This window comes from Pseudomonas sp. OG7, from assembly GCF_014192825.1.
Classification (GTDB): domain Bacteria; phylum Pseudomonadota; class Gammaproteobacteria; order Pseudomonadales; family Pseudomonadaceae; genus Aquipseudomonas; species Aquipseudomonas monteilii.
Window position 1 is genome coordinate 524,541 of the sequence record NZ_JACHYK010000003.1, and the last position, 14,698, is coordinate 539,238.

Here is a 14,698-nt window from a genome sequence, read left to right on the forward strand (position 1 = left end):
GTAAGAGCATCCATCACATGGGTAGTGACCGGGCGAGCTGCCGGATGCGAATCGCCCTTGGAGAGAACCACCGCGAGAGCGGCGTGGCCTTGAAGGTTGGGCCACCTGGGTGCTGTCATCGACAGCGCTTGCACGGCCAGTTCTACGCCTGTGGATAAATCCGGTCAAGGGTCGAAATTCACCCCTATTTGGTACGTGAAAAGCGGTTATCCACCGGTGGAATTCCGTGGTACATCCCGGACAACGTCGTGGCCTTATAGCTCTTCAAAGTGAGGTCCATCCAAACAGGGCGGCTTTGCAGCCCTGTTTGGATGGACCCGCGTGAAAGAGCAGCCAGCGCCGATCTTTCAGACTCACCCGCGATTGAATGCGCCATGCCCATTTGGCAAGGCGGTGACGTTGTCGCCTACCGGATGGGCAAACTCATGCGGGGTGACATGGCCCGATCTGTTGGCATCGATGTAGTTACTCCACCACGCCATGATCAACCGACGCTGCTCCAGAAACTGGGCCTTATGGATGTAAGCAGCGCGCACGCGGTTACGCTCCTGATGGCTCATCTGCCGCTCAATCGCCGCGTCCGTCCATAGCCCTGATTCGAGCAAGGCACTACCAGCCATGGTCCTGAAACCATGCCCGCAGATGTCCTTGGTGGTGTCGTACCCCATATTGCGCAGCACTTGGTTAACCGTATTCTCCGACAAGGGTTTCCAGTACCTGTGGTCACCGGGCAATACGAGTTCAGAGAAGCGATTCAAGCTGCGCAGCCGTTCAAGGATCTCGATGACTTGAGGCGACAGCGGCACTATCTGAATGTCCCCACTCATCTTGGTCCCGCGTGTGGAATAGCGGACGCCTTCAATTGGCTTACGGGTATCGGGGATCTCCCACATTGCCCGTTGCAGGTCGAATTCATCCCACCGCGCAAAGCGCAGTTCACTGGACCGCACGAACACATGCAGCGTCAGCAGCACTGCGAGCCGGGTCAGCTCGCGACCGGTGTAGTTGTCAATTCGGCTCAACAATTCAGGAAGGCGGTTCAGCGAGAGCGCTGGACGGTGCACAGTGCGCGGCGCTTGAATCGAGCCGGCCAAATCGAGCGCCGGATTTTGAGTAATCTGCCACGCCCGCTTCGCACCTCGCATGATCGTTGATAGATAGTTCTGTACACGCAGCGCTACATCCATGGTGCCGCGATCCTTGATCCGCTGGGTGACCTCAAGCAGATCGTGGGTGTCGAGTTCAGCGATAGGCCGCTGGCCAATCAGTGGAAACACATGGGTGCGCAACCTGCTCAGCACCGTCTTGGCGTGGCCCTGAGTCCAGCGCCGGGACATTTCGACGTGCCACTCCAAAGCGACGGTTTCAAACAGAAGACTCGCACGCTGGGCAGCGATCTTGGCCTTCTGCTTCTCTTCCATCGGATCAAGGTTATCGAGCAACAAGGCCTTGGCCTCATCGCGCTTGGTCCTCGCGACAGCCAACGAAACGATGGGGTACTTGCCGATGATCAGCGTGCCTTCCTTGCCGTTGGGTTTGAAATACCGCAGCCGCCAGGTCTTCGAGCCACAGGGCGTGACGTAAAGGTACATACCCCCCGCCGTCGAACAGTTTGTAGGCACGATCACGCGGTTTGGCCGTACGGCATTTGAGGTCGCTGAGCGGAGTGGCTAGCCGTGGCATAGGGGTACGTTCTCCATTCAGGAAAGACGCTGTACCCCAAAAATACCCCCGGTTATTGGGGATTTAGTTGGTTCCCGACGGAGGGTCGTGGAAACGAAAAACCGGCCAAAAGTCCGGTTTAGAGAGCTTCCAAAGCATTAGGCGGAATGCAGTGGAGCTGGATGTGGTGCCGGAGACAGGAATCGAACCTGCGACCTTCGCGTTACGAGTGCGCTGCTCTACCGACTGAGCTACACCGGCGTGTAGCGCAACGTACCACTGCTCACACCCGCAACGCAAACCCCTGTTTCCGCTAGTTTAATCCCCTACCCTCAAGCCCCCTTGCAACCCTTGGGCGCCAGGTCTTCCTCGATGTCGGTAGTGCATGCCCACCCACTGGCCGAGCGCGTCAAGGTCAGTGCCTTACCCACCACATTGGCCGGCGCATCCACCAGCGTACATTCAATTTTCCCGCTGCCATCCGCCGCCTTGCCTCCGGCGGTGATCGCACAATGCGTCGTGGCAGATTGGCCACCCAGCTCGGCCACGCCCCCCACGTCTTTCCCGTCATTCAGGCGTAGGTCCATCGCCGTCTTCAGCGCGCTGATTTCCAGCAACCCGGCCGCCGCCTTGGAGCGTGCCTGGTGGTTGGTGTACATCGGTAAGGCGATGGTCGCCAGAATGCCGATGATCGCGACAACGATCATCAGTTCGATCAGGGTGATACCGCGTTGCCCTTTCATGAACGTATTTCCTTTTTCATTCGCTAACACGTTGAGGTCGGTTGCGCCCCAACCGGCAGCGGCGCAGTAGGCCTGAACAGACACCTTTTGTCACCCCTGCCCGCTTGGGCGTCATCTTCGCTGGACTACTCTAGTGAGCATCACGGACGCGCGCCCTTGCATGGACGCGGCAAGCTGTTTCCAGGCTTGTCGCACGGGCAGAAAAAGGACCTTTGCATGACTTCATCTTCACCCCTCTACCGCTGGCATGGCACCGACGCCAACGGCACGCCGGTCAGTGGCCAAACACCCGGGCGCAGCCCGGCTTATGTGCGCGCCGGGCTGATTCGCCAGGGCATCACGGTGGCCAGTTTACGGCCGGCCAGCGGGCTGACGTTCAGTTTGCCGAAGCGCCGCGAGAAGGCCGACCCGGCGGGTTTCAGCCGGCAGTTGGCGACCTTGCTCAGGGCCGGCGTGCCGCTGCTGCAGGCGTTCGAGGTGATGGGGCGCAGTGGCTGCAATGCGGCGCAGGCGGCGTTGCTGGAAAGATTGAAACACGATGTGGCCTCGGGCCTGGGGTTGGCGGATGCGTTGCAGCGTCACCCGGCATGGTTCGATGCGCTGTATTGCAACCTAGTGCGGGTGGGTGAGCAGTCTGGCACGCTCGATCGCCAGCTGGAGCAGCTGGCGGGCATGCTGGAACAGCGGCGGGCGCTGCACAAGAAGGTGCGCAAGGCGATGATCTACCCGCTTTTGCTGTTGCTGACCGGGCTGGGGGTGTCGGCCATTTTGTTGCTAGAAGTTATTCCGAAATTCGAGAGCCTGTTTGCGGGTGTAGGGGCAGCCTTGCCGGCATTTACCCAGTGGGTGATCGACTTGTCCACAGGGCTGAGTCGGTTTGCGCCGCTGTTGCTGGTGATCGCTGCGGTGTTAGGTTTTGCCGGGCGCCAAGTGTACCGACAGCATGCGCCAGCGCGCCTGTGGATATCTCGGCAGGTGCTGGGTTTGCCGGTGTTCGGCAAATTGCTGGGGCAGGCGGCGCTGGCGCGGTTTGCGCGTAGCCTGGCAACGTCCTACAGCGCCGGGGTGCCGTTGCTGGATGGGTTGGGTACGGTGGCCCGGGTAACCGGTGGCGATCTGCACGAGCAGGCGGTGTTGCGGCTGCGCCAGGGCATGGCCAATGGGCAGGGGCTGAACCAGGCGATGGCGGGTGAACCGCTGTTTCCACCGTTGCTGGTGCAGCTGACGGCCATCGGTGAATCCAGCGGCACGCTGGACCAGATGCTGGAAAAGGCCGCCAGCCATTACGAGGAACAGGTCAGCCAGGCGCTGGACCAGTTGACCAGCCTGCTGGAGCCGGCCATCGTGCTGATCCTGGGCCTGCTGGTCGGTGGCCTGGTGGTGGCGATGTACCTGCCGATCTTCCAGTTGGGTAGCTTGATCTGAACATGACTTTATGGACTTTGCTGGCAGAGCAGCCGGCGTACTTCCTCACCCTGGCCACGCTGCTCGGCCTGTTGGTGGGCAGTTTTCTCAATGTGCTGGTGTATCGGCTGCCGATCATGCTGGAGCGGCAATGGCAGCGTGAGGCACAAGAAGTGTTGGGGTTGCCGGTTACGCAGCACGAACGGTTCGACCTGTGCCTGCCCGCCTCCCGCTGCCCACATTGCGCACATCAGATTCGCGCGTGGGAGAACATTCCGGTCATCAGTTACCTGGCATTGCGCGGGCGTTGCTCAGCCTGCAAAACCCCTATCAGCCCGCGCTACCCGATGGTGGAAATCGCCAGCGCGCTGCTGTCGCTGGTGGTGGCGTGGCGTTTTGGCGCTTCGGTAGAGGCGTTGCTGGCACTTCCACTGACCTGGTGCCTGCTGGCCCTGAGCCTGATCGATGCAGAACACCAATTGCTGCCGGATGTGCTGGTGCTGCCGATGCTGTGGCTGGGGCTGATCGTCAATGCCTTCAACCTGTACGCCCCGCTAACCGACGCGCTGTTGGGCGCGGTGGCCGGGTACCTCAGCCTGTGGACGGTGTACTGGGTGTTCAAGCTGGTCACCGGCAAGGAAGGCATGGGCTATGGCGACTTCAAGCTGATGGCGCTGATCGGGGCCTGGGGTGGCTGGCAGGTGTTGCCGCTGACGTTGTTGCTGTCATCGGTGGTGGGGGCGCTTGTTGGCCTGTGCCTGCTGCGTTTGCGCAGGCATGCCATGGGCACGGCGATGCCGTTCGGGCCTTATCTGGCGATTGCGGGGTGGATTGCCGTGCTCTGGGGTGATGAAATAGTCGCCTCTTACATGCAACTGCTTGGATACTGATGGCCACTGCAGCCTTTACCCCCTGGATTCTCGGCCTTACCGGCGGCATTGGTAGCGGCAAGAGCGCCGCTGCCGAGCGCTTTGTCGAGCTTGGCGTGCACCTGGTCGATGCCGATCAGGCGGCGCGCTGGGTGGTCGAACCCGGCCGTCCGGCCTTGGCCAGCATTGTCGAGCGCTTCGGCCCGGGTGTGCTGCAGGCCGACGGCCAGCTGGATCGCGCCGCCCTGCGCCAGCTGATCTTCGCCGACCCGGCGCAGCGCAAATGGCTGGAGCAACTGCTGCACCCGTTGATCGGGCAAGAGATTTTCAGCTACCTGGCCAAGGCCCAGTCGCCGTATGCGGTATATGTGTCGCCGCTGCTGATCGAGTCGGGGCAATACCATAAGACCCAGCGCGTGCTGGTGATCGATGCGCCGCAGGAACTGCAAATAGCCCGTACCCTGGCACGGGACAACACCAGTGCCGAGCAGGTGCAGGCGATTCTGCAGGCCCAACTGGCCCGTGAGGATCGCCTGCGCCATGCCGATGACGTGGTGGTCAATGACGGCGACCTGGCCGCGCTGCATCAGCAGATTGACCGCCTGCACCACTTTTACCTGACTTTGAAAGGAGGCCAGCCATGAGCCAGCCATTGACCGTCGACTGCCCGACCTGTGGCGCACCTGTGGAATGGAACGAGAAAAGCGCGTTCCGGCCGTTTTGCTCGGACCGTTGCAAGCTGATCGACCTGGGGGCCTGGGCGGCTGAGGAACACAAGATTCCGGGGGCTGAAGAATCTGAGGATGAGCTGTATTCGGGGGACCTGGAGCCTCGGCACTAAGCGGATTTCAATGTGGCTGTGCCCGCGAACACGCCGGCACGGCCACCACACATTCACCGCTCATCCTCCTTCCAGGGCGCCTGCAAATACCTTGTGCGGTTAAAGGTTTCCAACCACTCCGGGCAAAACACCACCAGCGCACTGATCACCATGCCGTTGATGAACGCCTCGGGGAACATCATCAGCCACAGGTAGCCCACAAAGTCGCTGAGCCATTCCGGCATGGCAAAACGCCCATCCAGCCACAACACCCCTAGCGCCGCAGGCACGCAAACAAGCACAGTCAGCGCCGCAGGAAAGAACCCTGAACAAAAAATATAAACGAACAGGTTTCGCGGCTGAGCGCGCTCGACCACGATCGCGCACACTTCGGTAATCAGCACCGGCAAGCCAATCAGCAACAAGCCGTTCACCCCCAGCGCCGCCAAATCCTGCCGCCCCAGCGCCAGCAAACCGAGCTGAGCCATGAACCCACCCAGCACCGCCAGCGGCCAGTCCAGCAACAGGGTAACTGCCGTCATGCCGATGAAGTGGTAGGACACCCCGGTATCGAAATCACGCCTCACCAGCCACAACGCAAACAGACAAAACACGGTGCCAAACAACAGATGCTGCCGGCGCCGGTCGGTGAACAGTTCAACCCAGCGCACCTGGCTGACCGCCCACACCAGCAACGGCACATAACCCAGCCAACCAAGGGTAAGGGTGGTACCGGACAACACCTGCGCGCTGATCACCTGAGCAATGCCCTTTGCAGCCATGTGGATAAACCCGAGTCTACACCCATTCTCCGTTTCATTCGGCTGCGGTAGGCTGGCGCCCTCATTCGATGCAGGAAGCATTGGCCATGCCGGAAGGAATCAACCCCACCCTGCTGCTGGCAGCGGCACTCAACGCCATCATTGGCCTACTTCACCTGGCGGTGATCGCCGTTGGGCCACGCTGGTACCGTTTGTTCGGGGCGGGTGAACGTATGGCGGTAGCCGCCGAGAAGGGCCGCTGGTACCCGGCACTTGTCACTGCAGCCATCGCCTGCGTGCTGCTGGCCTGGTCGGCCTATGCGCTGTCGGCTGCCGGGGCAATCGGGCGGCTGCCGTTGCTGCTGCCAGCCATCTGCCTCATCACCCTGGTGTACCTGCTGCGCGGTCTGCTGGGGCCAAGATTGCTGGCGGGCACCGGGCGTTCGCAGCGTTTTATCGTAGTCAGTTCACTGATCTGCCTGGGCTTCGGCCTGGTGCACCTGGTCGGGCTGGTGCAGCAGTGGCCAGTGCTGGGCTGATTCCCGCGCTTAAACAGCATCTTACCGTCATCGATTAACGGCTAAGCTTGTCTGCATGGATGACTCAGACTACCTGCGCCTGCTTACCATCCAGGCCGAACAAGCCAATGCCTTTCTCTCCAACGCCCGCAAGTGGGAGCGGGAGCGTTGGGTGTGCCAGCGTCTGTTGCAGGGGCTGAACATCCCCTACCGCAGCGAAGACTTCACCCCGGCCGGCCAAGAGCCGCCAGACGTACTGTTCCGCGATGCCGCGTTCGAGGTGTTTTTCGTGCTCGACGAAGGCCGCCGGCTGAACGATGAATGGCGCGAAGAGCTGCAACGCCGGCGCAGTGCGTTTTCCCTGGCGCAGCTGGTGCGCCGCGAAGCGCGCCCCCGGCGCATCAGTGCCACCGAGTTGCTGGGGCGCCTGGCGCCGACCTTGCGCAAGAAGGCGCACAACTACCGGGAACGCGGGCTGGAGCTGAACGAGCTGGACATCATCGCCTTCGCCAGCCTCAAGCGCGAAGTGCTCGACCTCAACACCCACTTCCCGCCGCCTACCGAATACCTGCGCCAGGGCTGGCGTTCACTGTCGCTGGTGGGGCCGACCTTTGCCCGGGTGCTGTTCGCCCACCCAGACGCGCCAGACTTTTTGCGCGGTAACCTGGGCCGCAGCATCGTCTTCGATGTGGGCATCAGTCTTTGATCCAGTGCAGCGAATGTTTGCGATGGCGTACACTCGGCGCCAGGGATAGAAAGCATTATCATTTGTTTCAAGCGCTTGCGCGAACGCTGTAGCGTTTGCGCAGTCACAAACGTCTACCTGACGAGGCCCACCATGACCAGCCGCCTGAATCCGGAAGATCAGCGTCGTGTCGATGAGTATCTGCGAGCCCCCCAGCACCAAGTCGAGCGCAGGCCCTTCCGGCCGTGGCTGCTCCTTGTGCTGGTGGTGGCCGTGACCATCGGGTTGGGTCTCATCAGCCGCCTGCTAAGTGGACTGGTGCTATGAGCTGCTTCGCGCTCGCCCTCCCCTCGTGCAGTTTGCGGCCGGCCCCCTGGGCCACGAATTCCGTAAACCTTATGAGATATCCCCATGACTCATCGCATCGTGATTGTCGGCGGCGGCGCCGGCGGCCTGGAACTGGCGACCCGCCTGGGTAAAAGCCTGGGCAAGCGCAAGCAGGCCGAGATTACCTTGGTCGACGCCAACCTCACGCACATCTGGAAACCACTGCTGCACGAAGTGGCTGCCGGCTCGCTGAACTCCTCGGAAGACGAACTGAACTACGTGGCGCAGGCCAAGTGGAACCACTTCAACTTCCAGCTGGGGCGCATGAGCGGCCTGGACCGTGAAGGCAAACAGATTCAACTGGCCGCCACCCTCGATGAAGAGGGCCGCGAGCTGCTGCCTGCGCGTACCCTGGGCTACGACACCCTGGTCATTGCCGTAGGTTCCAACACCAACGACTTCGGCACCCTGGGCGCGGCGCAGCACTGCCTGTTCCTGGACACCCGCAAGCAGGCCGAGCGCTTCCACCAGCAGTTGCTCAACCACTACCTGCGCGCCCATGCCGGTGATGTGGCCAGTGAAAAAATCAGCGTCGCCATCGTCGGCGCGGGTGCTACTGGTGTGGAACTGGCGGCCGAGCTGCACCACGCCGCACACGAACTGGCAGCCTATGGCCTGGACCGCATCCAGCCCAAGGATATGCACATCACCATCATCGAGGCAGGCCCGCGCGTGCTGCCAGCGCTGCCAGAGCGCATCAGCGTGCCGGTGCACAAGACCCTGGAAAAGCTCGGCGTGAAGGTGATGACCAACGCTGCCGTCAGTGAAGTGACCGAAGACGGCCTGAAAACCAAGGACGGCGAAGTGATCCAGGCCAGCTTGAAGGTGTGGGCGGCCGGTATCCGTGCGCCGGGCTTCCTGAAAGACATCGATGGCCTGGAAACCAACCGCATCAACCAGCTGGTCGTGCGCCCTACCCTGCAAACCACCCGCGACGACAACATCTTCGCCTTCGGCGACTGCGCCGCTTGCCCGCAACCAGGCAGCGACCGCAATGTGCCGCCACGGGCCCAAGCCGCGCACCAGCAGGCTTCGATGCTGGCGCAAAGCCTTAAGGCGCGTCTGGAGAACAAGCCGCTGCCGACTTACGCGTACAAGGACTACGGCTCGCTGGTGTCGCTGTCGCGCTTCTCGGCGGTGGGCAACCTGATGGGTAACCTGATGGGCAGCGTGAAGCTGGAAGGCTGGCTGGCGCGGATGTTCTACGTGTCGCTGTACCGCATGCACCAGATGGCGTTGTACGGGTTCTTCCGTACGGCGTTGATGATGCTGGGCAGCAAGATTGGCCGGGGAACCGAGCCGCGGCTGAAGCTGCACTGATTGAAAGCCAAGGGTCGCTGATGCGGCCCTTCTTTTTGCTCGTTTACCAGCTGTTGGCCAAGCACTTTCGCCAGGCAAAAGAAAAAGGGCATCTCTTTCGAGATGCCCTTTGTTCATGGTGGGTCGTGTAGGATTCGAACCTACGACCAATTGGTTAAAAGCCAACTGCTCTACCAACTGAGCTAACGACCCAAAAATGGTCGGGGTGAGGGGATTCGAACTCCTGACATCCTGCTCCCAAAGCAGGCGCGCTACCGGACTGCGCTACACCCCGGGTCTTTCAAAAAAAAGGGCATCTCTTTGAGATGCCCTTCTTTACATGGTGGGTCGTGTAGGATTCGAACCTACGACCAATTGGTTAAAAGCCAACTGCTCTACCAACTGAGCTAACGACCCGGAAAATGGTCGGGGTGAGGGGATTCGAACTCCTGACATCCTGCTCCCAAAGCAGGCGCGCTACCGGACTGCGCTACACCCCGAGATTGGCTCCGCGACCTGGACTCGAACCAGGGACCCAATGATTAACAGTCATTTGCTCTACCGACTGAGCTATCGCGGAACTGAACTTCGGTACAACTTACCGATTTGCTACTCCGAAGAGCGTGTTCGCTTCGGACTCTTTGGCTTCTTCGCTTTCGCGTTGTCGCTGCTGAGGCCGGCTATTCTACATTCTTCGTTTTGCTTGTCAACCACTTTTTTTCAGTCAACTTACTGATTTGTAAGTTGTTTTGCGGTCACCGATGTCGCTGGTGGTTCGCTTAGTGCCTGACAACGCGGCGTATATTAGGGGCACTCGGAAATTGATGCAAGCAAAAATTTCAAAAATTTCAGCAGGTTATCCAGAATATCCGCGAAACCCCGATTTTACTGGGGCCGGTATAGGTTAACGGCCAAAAAAAGCCCCGCAAATGCGGGGCTCATGGTGCAACAGAATCAGCCAAAGACGATTTCGTCGCCTTCCACCTTGGCGGTGATCGCCGTACCCGGCAAGAACTTGCCCGCCAGAATCAGCTGCGCCAGCGGGTTTTCGATCCAGCGCTGGATGGCACGCTTCAGCGGCCGTGCGCCGTACACCGGGTCGTAACCCACTGCAATCAGCTTGTCCAACGCCTCCGGGCTCAGGCTCAGCGACAGTTCGCGTTCCAGCAAGCGGCTGCGCAGGCGGCCCAGCTGGATTTCGGTAATGCCGGCAATCTGCTCGCGGCCCAGTGGTTCGAACACCACCACTTCGTCGATACGGTTGATGAACTCTGGGCGGAAGTGCGAACCCACCGCATCCATCACCGCTGCACGCTGCGCTTCGCGGTCGCCCACCAGTTCCTGGATCTGCGCCGAACCCAGGTTGGAGGTCATCACGATCACGGTGTTGCGGAAGTCTACCGTGCGCCCGTGGCTGTCGGTCAGACGGCCGTCTTCCAGCACCTGCAACAGCACGTTGAACACATCCGGGTGGGCTTTCTCCACCTCATCCAGCAGCACCACCGAGTAAGGCTTGCGCCGTACGGCCTCGGTCAGGTAACCGCCCTCTTCGTAGCCGACGTAGCCTGGTGGTGCACCGATCAGGCGAGCCACGGAGTGTTTCTCCATGAACTCGGACATGTCGATACGCACCATGGCCTCTTCGGTGTCGAACAGGAACTCGGCCAGCGCCTTGCACAGCTCGGTCTTGCCCACACCGGTCGGGCCGAGGAACAGGAACGAGCCACTTGGCCGGTTAGGGTCGGACAGCCCGGCACGCGAGCGGCGCACGGCGTTGGCCACGGCGGTTACCGCCTCGCCCTGGCCAATCACGCGCTGGTGCAGCAGCTCTTCCATTTTCAGCAGCTTTTCGCGCTCGCCTTCGAGCATCTTGGCCACCGGAATACCGGTCCACTTCGATACCACTTCGGCAATTTCTTCCTCGGTCACCTTGTTGCGCAGCAACTGATTCTCGGTCTTGCCGTGCTGATCGACCATCTGCAGGCTGCGCTCCAGGTCCGGGATTACCCCGTACTGCAGTTCGGCCATGCGGCTCAGGTCGCCTTTGCGACGGGCTGTTTCCAGCTCTTGGCGGGCCTGCTCGATCTTTTGCTGGATCTGCGCCGAGCCCTGCACTTCGGCCTTCTCCGACGCCCAGATTTCTTCCAGGTCGGAATACTCACGCTCCAGCCGCTCGATTTCTTCGGTCAGCTTTTCCAGGCGTTTTTTCGCCGCCTCGTCTTCTTCTTTCTTCAGCGCCTGCGATTCCACCTTCAACTGGATCAGGCGGCGATCAAGGCGGTCGAGCACTTCCGGCTTGGAGTCGATCTCCATGCGGATGCGGCTGGCGGCTTCGTCGATCAGGTCGATGGCCTTGTCGGGCAGCTGGCGATCAGTGATGTAGCGGTGGCTGAGCTTGGCCGCAGCGATAATGGCGCCGTCAGTGATGGCCACCTTGTGGTGCACTTCATAGCGCTCTTTCAGGCCACGCAGAATGGCAATGGTGTCTTCTTCGCTCGGCTCTTCTACCAGCACCTTCTGGAAGCGGCGCTCCAGCGCAGCGTCCTTCTCGATGAACTGGCGGTACTCGTTAAGCGTGGTAGCGCCAACGCAGTGCAGTTCGCCACGGGCCAAGGCTGGCTTGAGCATGTTGCCGGCGTCCATGGCGCCCTCGCCTTTGCCGGCGCCGACCATGGTGTGCAGTTCGTCAATGAACAGGATGATCTGGCCTTCCTGCTTGGACAGCTCGTTCAGCAGGCCTTTCAAACGCTCTTCGAACTCGCCACGGTACTTGGCACCGGCAATCAGCGCGCCCATGTCCAGCGCCAGCAGGCGCTTGCCTTTGAGGCCGTCGGGCACTTCACCGTTGATGATGCGCTGGGCCAGGCCTTCGGCGATGGCGGTCTTACCCACGCCAGGCTCACCGATCAGCACCGGGTTGTTCTTGGTGCGGCGTTGCAGCACCTGCACGGTACGGCGGATTTCATCGTCACGGCCAATCACCGGGTCCAGCTTGCCTTCTTCGGCACGCTTGGTCAGGTCGACGGTGTACTTGTCCAGCGCCTGACGCGACTCTTCGGCGTTGGCATCATTCACTGCCGCGCCGCCGCGCAGGTTGTTGATGGCATTTTCCAGGGCCTTCTTGGTCACACCCTGGCTCAGCAGCAGTTTGCCGAGCTTGCTGTTCTCGTCCATGGCGGCCAACAGCACCAGCTCGCTGGAAATGAACTGGTCGCCCTTCTGCTGGGCCAGGCGGTCGGCCTGGTTGAGCAGGCGCGCCAGGTCCTGCGACATGTTCACGTCACCGGTGGGGTTCTGGATTTTCGGCAGCTGGTCGAGCTCTTTCACCAGCCCCTGGCGCAGGCTGTTGATGTCGAAGCCAACCTGCATCAGCAGGGGCTTGATGGAGCCGCCCTGCTGTTCGAGCAGTGCCTGCAGCAGGTGCACGGGCTCGATGGCGGGGTGGTCCATGCCAACGGCCAGGGATTGGGCATCGGATATTGCAAGTTGCAGCTTGCTGGTCAAACGGTCTATTCGCATGGTGTACCTTCCTTTAAAGGGCAGGTCGGAGCGATGGACAGCGCCTGTTTATGAAGAAACCTGCCTGAGATGACCTTATAGATAAGGCTGATTCTGGAAGATTCAAGCGTAGCGGGGTTGACCAAGGTCAACCTGTTGGATTGTCGCTGGGGCATTCGCGGGTAAACCCGCGAAGAGACCGGTACAGGCTAGCGCGGGTCCAGCCAGACCAACGATGCAAACCGCCCACCCTGCGGGGTACGGCGATAAGAGAAGAACCGCGCATCGCTGACCGTGCACAATCCGCCACCATACACAGCGGTCACCCCACGTGCAGCCAGGCGAATACGCGCCAGCTCGTAGATATCCGCCATCAACTTGCCCGGCCGCTCACCCTCGACAAAAGCACGGACCGCTTCCGGATGCACCGCCGTAAAGGCATCACGCACTTCCAGCCCTACTTCGAAGGCCTGCGGGCCAATGGCCGGTCCCAACCACACCAGCACCTCTTCTGGCGGCAGCGCCAGGCGGTCCAGCGTGGCTTCCAGCACGCCACCGGCCAACCCGCGCCAGCCCGCATGCGCGGCTGCCACGCGCGTCCCCGCCCGGTCGCAGAACAGCGCAGGCAGGCAATCGGCAGTCATCACGGTGCAGGCAATGCCTGGCTGGTCGGTCCAGCTGGCGTCGGCCTCGGCCACCACAGCCGGGTCGGCATCCGCCACCACGAGGCCATGCACCTGCTTGAGCCAGGCCGGCTGGATGGCGAACGCGTCGCTCAGCCGGCGGCGGTTTTCGGCGACCGCCGCAGGGGCATCCCCTACGTGGTCGCCAAGGTTGAAGGTTTCGTAGGGCGGCAGGCTGACGCCGCCCTGACGGGTGGTGACACAGGCGCGAACCGAGGCCGGGGCCGGCCAGTCGGGGAACAACAGCGACTGCGTCAGGCCACTCATCCGATAAAGCTCTCGCGGTCTTCGTTCAGCAGCGTCAGCAACCAGAGGAAGTCATCCGGCAGTGGCGATTCCCACTTCATGACTTCACCGGTAATCGGGTGGGCCAAGGCGAGGAAACGCGCATGCAGTGCCTGGCGCGGGAAGGTTTTCACCGCCTCGACCATGGTTGGGCTGGCGGCCGGCGGAATGCGGAAGCGCCCACCGTACGTCTGATCACCCACCAGCGGGAAGCCGACATGGGCCATGTGCACGCGAATCTGGTGAGTACGGCCGGTTTCCAGCTTGACCCGCAAATGGGTGTGCGAGCGGAAGCGCTTGAGCACACGGTAGTGGCTGACCGCCGGCTTGCCGCCGTCGGTGACGGCCATGCGCTGGCGCATACCGCCGTGGCGGCCGATCGGGGCATCGATCTTGCCACCGGACGTCACCACGCCAATCACGATGCACTCATAGATGCGGCTGACTTTGCGGGCTTGCATCTGCTCAACCAGCTTGGTCTGCGCTTGCAAGGTCTTGGCCACCACCATCAGGCCCGTGGTGTCTTTATCCAGGCGATGAACGATACCGGCACGCGGCACGTTGATGATGTCTGGCACGTGGTGCAGCAGCGCATTGAGCAGGGTGCCGCTGGCATGGCCGGCGGCCGGGTGCACAACCAGGCCCGCAGGCTTGTTGATCACCAGGATGTGGTCGTCTTCATAGACGATATCCAGCGCGATGTCTTCTGCGATCCACTCGCCCTGGGCCTCTTGCTCGGCCTCCAGCGCAAGCACTGAGCCACCATAAACGGTATCGCGAGGGCGCACGACGGCGCCATCGACCGTCAGGCGGCCTTCTTTGATCCACGTAGTAAGCCGCGAACGCGAGTACTCGGCGAACAATTGGGCGGCGACCTGGTCGAGGCGTTGACCGCCCAGATCGGACGGTACCTCTGCGCTAAGTTGAATGATCTCGGACATGCTCGATTCGGCGGGCGCACAGCCTTTGGTTTCGGCTGCGAGCTTGTGGTTAAATACGGCTTCTTTTGTCCCGGGGTTGGCCGGGGCGCTCATCATAACAGGACGGCACCGCCCAAGACAGCGGCCGTCAAAGGGACGCAAGC

General features: G+C 61.3%; 13 protein-coding genes, 6 tRNA genes and 1 pseudogene. 8 read left to right on the forward strand and 12 right to left on the reverse strand.

The window, feature by feature from the left end; all coding sequences use genetic code 11:
* Window positions 1-353: 353 nt before the first annotated feature.
* From FHW75_RS10525 to FHW75_RS10535, 3 genes and pseudogenes are all read right to left on the reverse strand, one after another.
* Window positions 354-1,683: pseudogene (locus FHW75_RS10525) on the reverse strand (tyrosine-type recombinase/integrase).
* Between the two features lie 164 nt (window positions 1,684-1,847).
* Window positions 1,848-1,923, reverse strand: a tRNA-Thr gene (locus FHW75_RS10530).
* 71 nt (window positions 1,924-1,994) lie between these two features.
* Window positions 1,995-2,405, reverse strand: a complete 411-nt coding sequence (locus FHW75_RS10535) for a pilin (RefSeq protein ID WP_019097784.1) — start codon at window positions 2,403-2,405, stop codon at window positions 1,995-1,997.
* A gap of 216 nt (window positions 2,406-2,621) precedes the next feature.
* Here FHW75_RS10535 and FHW75_RS10540 point away from each other — a divergent pair, with 216 nt between their 5' ends.
* From FHW75_RS10540 to yacG, 4 genes are read left to right on the forward strand one after another with little or no spacing between them, the layout of a single operon-like run.
* Window positions 2,622-3,830 (forward strand): type II secretion system F family protein, encoded by a 1,209-nt coding sequence (locus FHW75_RS10540; RefSeq protein ID WP_161751606.1) that lies wholly within the window; start codon window positions 2,622-2,624, stop codon window positions 3,828-3,830.
* Window positions 3,831-3,832: 2 nt separating this feature from the next.
* Window positions 3,833-4,699, forward strand: coding sequence for an A24 family peptidase (locus tag FHW75_RS10545; protein ID WP_183673612.1), 867 nt, complete (start codon window positions 3,833-3,835; stop codon window positions 4,697-4,699).
* Window positions 4,699-5,322, forward strand: coding sequence for a dephospho-CoA kinase (gene coaE, locus FHW75_RS10550; RefSeq protein WP_016713386.1), 624 nt, complete (start codon window positions 4,699-4,701; stop codon window positions 5,320-5,322). Before FHW75_RS10545 ends, coaE begins: the two co-directional genes overlap by 1 nt.
* Window positions 5,319-5,519, forward strand: a complete 201-nt coding sequence (gene yacG / locus FHW75_RS10555) for a DNA gyrase inhibitor YacG (protein WP_016484797.1) — start codon at window positions 5,319-5,321, stop codon at window positions 5,517-5,519. Before coaE ends, yacG begins: the two co-directional genes overlap by 4 nt.
* A 53-nt stretch (window positions 5,520-5,572) precedes the next feature.
* On the opposite strand, the gene FHW75_RS10560 is transcribed toward yacG, so the two are convergent.
* Complete coding sequence (locus FHW75_RS10560) at window positions 5,573-6,280, reverse strand: energy-coupling factor ABC transporter permease (RefSeq protein ID WP_027609786.1); 708 nt, start codon at window positions 6,278-6,280, stop codon at window positions 5,573-5,575.
* 86 nt (window positions 6,281-6,366) lie between these two features.
* On the opposite strand from FHW75_RS10560, the gene FHW75_RS10565 reads away from it, so the two are divergent.
* The 4 genes from FHW75_RS10565 to FHW75_RS10580 all read left to right on the forward strand — a co-directional run bounded on the left by FHW75_RS10565 (window position 6,367) and on the right by FHW75_RS10580 (window position 9,169).
* The gene (locus tag FHW75_RS10565) at window positions 6,367-6,798 is read left to right on the forward strand and encodes a hypothetical protein (RefSeq protein ID WP_028699901.1); all 432 of its coding nucleotides are present in this window, start codon (window positions 6,367-6,369) and stop codon (window positions 6,796-6,798) included.
* A 55-nt stretch (window positions 6,799-6,853) separates the two neighbouring features.
* Window positions 6,854-7,483: a DUF1780 domain-containing protein gene (locus tag FHW75_RS10570; RefSeq protein ID WP_013970766.1), complete on the forward strand. Its 630-nt coding sequence runs from the start codon at window positions 6,854-6,856 to the stop codon at window positions 7,481-7,483.
* 132 nt (window positions 7,484-7,615) lie between these two features.
* Window positions 7,616-7,789: a DUF3094 family protein gene (locus FHW75_RS10575; protein WP_013970765.1), complete on the forward strand. Its 174-nt coding sequence runs from the start codon at window positions 7,616-7,618 to the stop codon at window positions 7,787-7,789.
* Between the two features lie 84 nt (window positions 7,790-7,873).
* A complete protein-coding gene (locus FHW75_RS10580) occupies window positions 7,874-9,169 on the forward strand; it encodes an NAD(P)/FAD-dependent oxidoreductase (protein ID WP_027609788.1) in 1,296 nt (431 codons plus the stop codon).
* Between the two features lie 116 nt (window positions 9,170-9,285).
* Here the strand turns inward: FHW75_RS10580 and FHW75_RS10585 are convergent.
* The 8 genes from FHW75_RS10585 to rluD all read right to left on the reverse strand — a co-directional run bounded on the left by FHW75_RS10585 (window position 9,286) and on the right by rluD (window position 14,555).
* Window positions 9,286-9,361, reverse strand: a tRNA-Lys gene (locus FHW75_RS10585).
* Window positions 9,362-9,366: 5 nt separating this feature from the next.
* A tRNA-Pro gene (locus FHW75_RS10590) sits at window positions 9,367-9,443 on the reverse strand.
* A 46-nt stretch (window positions 9,444-9,489) separates the two neighbouring features.
* Window positions 9,490-9,565 (reverse strand) — tRNA-Lys (locus tag FHW75_RS10595).
* A gap of 6 nt (window positions 9,566-9,571) precedes the next feature.
* Window positions 9,572-9,648, reverse strand: a tRNA-Pro gene (locus tag FHW75_RS10600).
* A gap of 4 nt (window positions 9,649-9,652) precedes the next feature.
* A tRNA-Asn gene (locus FHW75_RS10605) sits at window positions 9,653-9,728 on the reverse strand.
* Between the two features lie 374 nt (window positions 9,729-10,102).
* Window positions 10,103-12,667, reverse strand: a complete 2,565-nt coding sequence (gene clpB / locus FHW75_RS10610; protein WP_025754954.1) for an ATP-dependent chaperone ClpB — start codon at window positions 12,665-12,667, stop codon at window positions 10,103-10,105.
* A gap of 188 nt (window positions 12,668-12,855) precedes the next feature.
* Window positions 12,856-13,596, reverse strand: a complete 741-nt coding sequence (gene pgeF / locus FHW75_RS10615; protein WP_161751605.1) for a peptidoglycan editing factor PgeF — start codon at window positions 13,594-13,596, stop codon at window positions 12,856-12,858.
* A complete protein-coding gene (rluD, locus tag FHW75_RS10620; RefSeq protein WP_183673614.1) occupies window positions 13,593-14,555 on the reverse strand; it encodes a 23S rRNA pseudouridine(1911/1915/1917) synthase RluD in 963 nt (320 codons plus the stop codon). Before rluD ends, pgeF begins: the two co-directional genes overlap by 4 nt.
* Between the last annotated feature and the right edge of the window lie 143 nt (window positions 14,556-14,698).

Coding starts and splice junctions, on each gene's coding strand:
- yacG (WP_016484797.1), top strand. CDS start 5,319: ATGAGCCAGCCATTGACCGTCGACTGCCCGACCTGTGGCGCACCTGTG.
- rluD (WP_183673614.1), bottom strand. CDS start 14,555: ATGTCCGAGATCATTCAACTTAGCGCAGAGGTACCGTCCGATCTGGGC.
- FHW75_RS10580 (WP_027609788.1), top strand. CDS start 7,874: ATGACTCATCGCATCGTGATTGTCGGCGGCGGCGCCGGCGGCCTGGAA.
- FHW75_RS10535 (WP_019097784.1), bottom strand. CDS start 2,405: ATGAAAGGGCAACGCGGTATCACCCTGATCGAACTGATGATCGTTGTC.
- clpB (WP_025754954.1), bottom strand. CDS start 12,667: ATGCGAATAGACCGTTTGACCAGCAAGCTGCAACTTGCAATATCCGAT.
- FHW75_RS10575 (WP_013970765.1), top strand. CDS start 7,616: ATGACCAGCCGCCTGAATCCGGAAGATCAGCGTCGTGTCGATGAGTAT.
- FHW75_RS10570 (WP_013970766.1), top strand. CDS start 6,854: ATGGATGACTCAGACTACCTGCGCCTGCTTACCATCCAGGCCGAACAA.
- FHW75_RS10540 (WP_161751606.1), top strand. CDS start 2,622: ATGACTTCATCTTCACCCCTCTACCGCTGGCATGGCACCGACGCCAAC.
- FHW75_RS10560 (WP_027609786.1), bottom strand. CDS start 6,280: ATGGCTGCAAAGGGCATTGCTCAGGTGATCAGCGCGCAGGTGTTGTCC.
- coaE (WP_016713386.1), top strand. CDS start 4,699: ATGGCCACTGCAGCCTTTACCCCCTGGATTCTCGGCCTTACCGGCGGC.
- FHW75_RS10565 (WP_028699901.1), top strand. CDS start 6,367: ATGCCGGAAGGAATCAACCCCACCCTGCTGCTGGCAGCGGCACTCAAC.
- FHW75_RS10545 (WP_183673612.1), top strand. CDS start 3,833: ATGACTTTATGGACTTTGCTGGCAGAGCAGCCGGCGTACTTCCTCACC.
- pgeF (WP_161751605.1), bottom strand. CDS start 13,596: ATGAGTGGCCTGACGCAGTCGCTGTTGTTCCCCGACTGGCCGGCCCCG.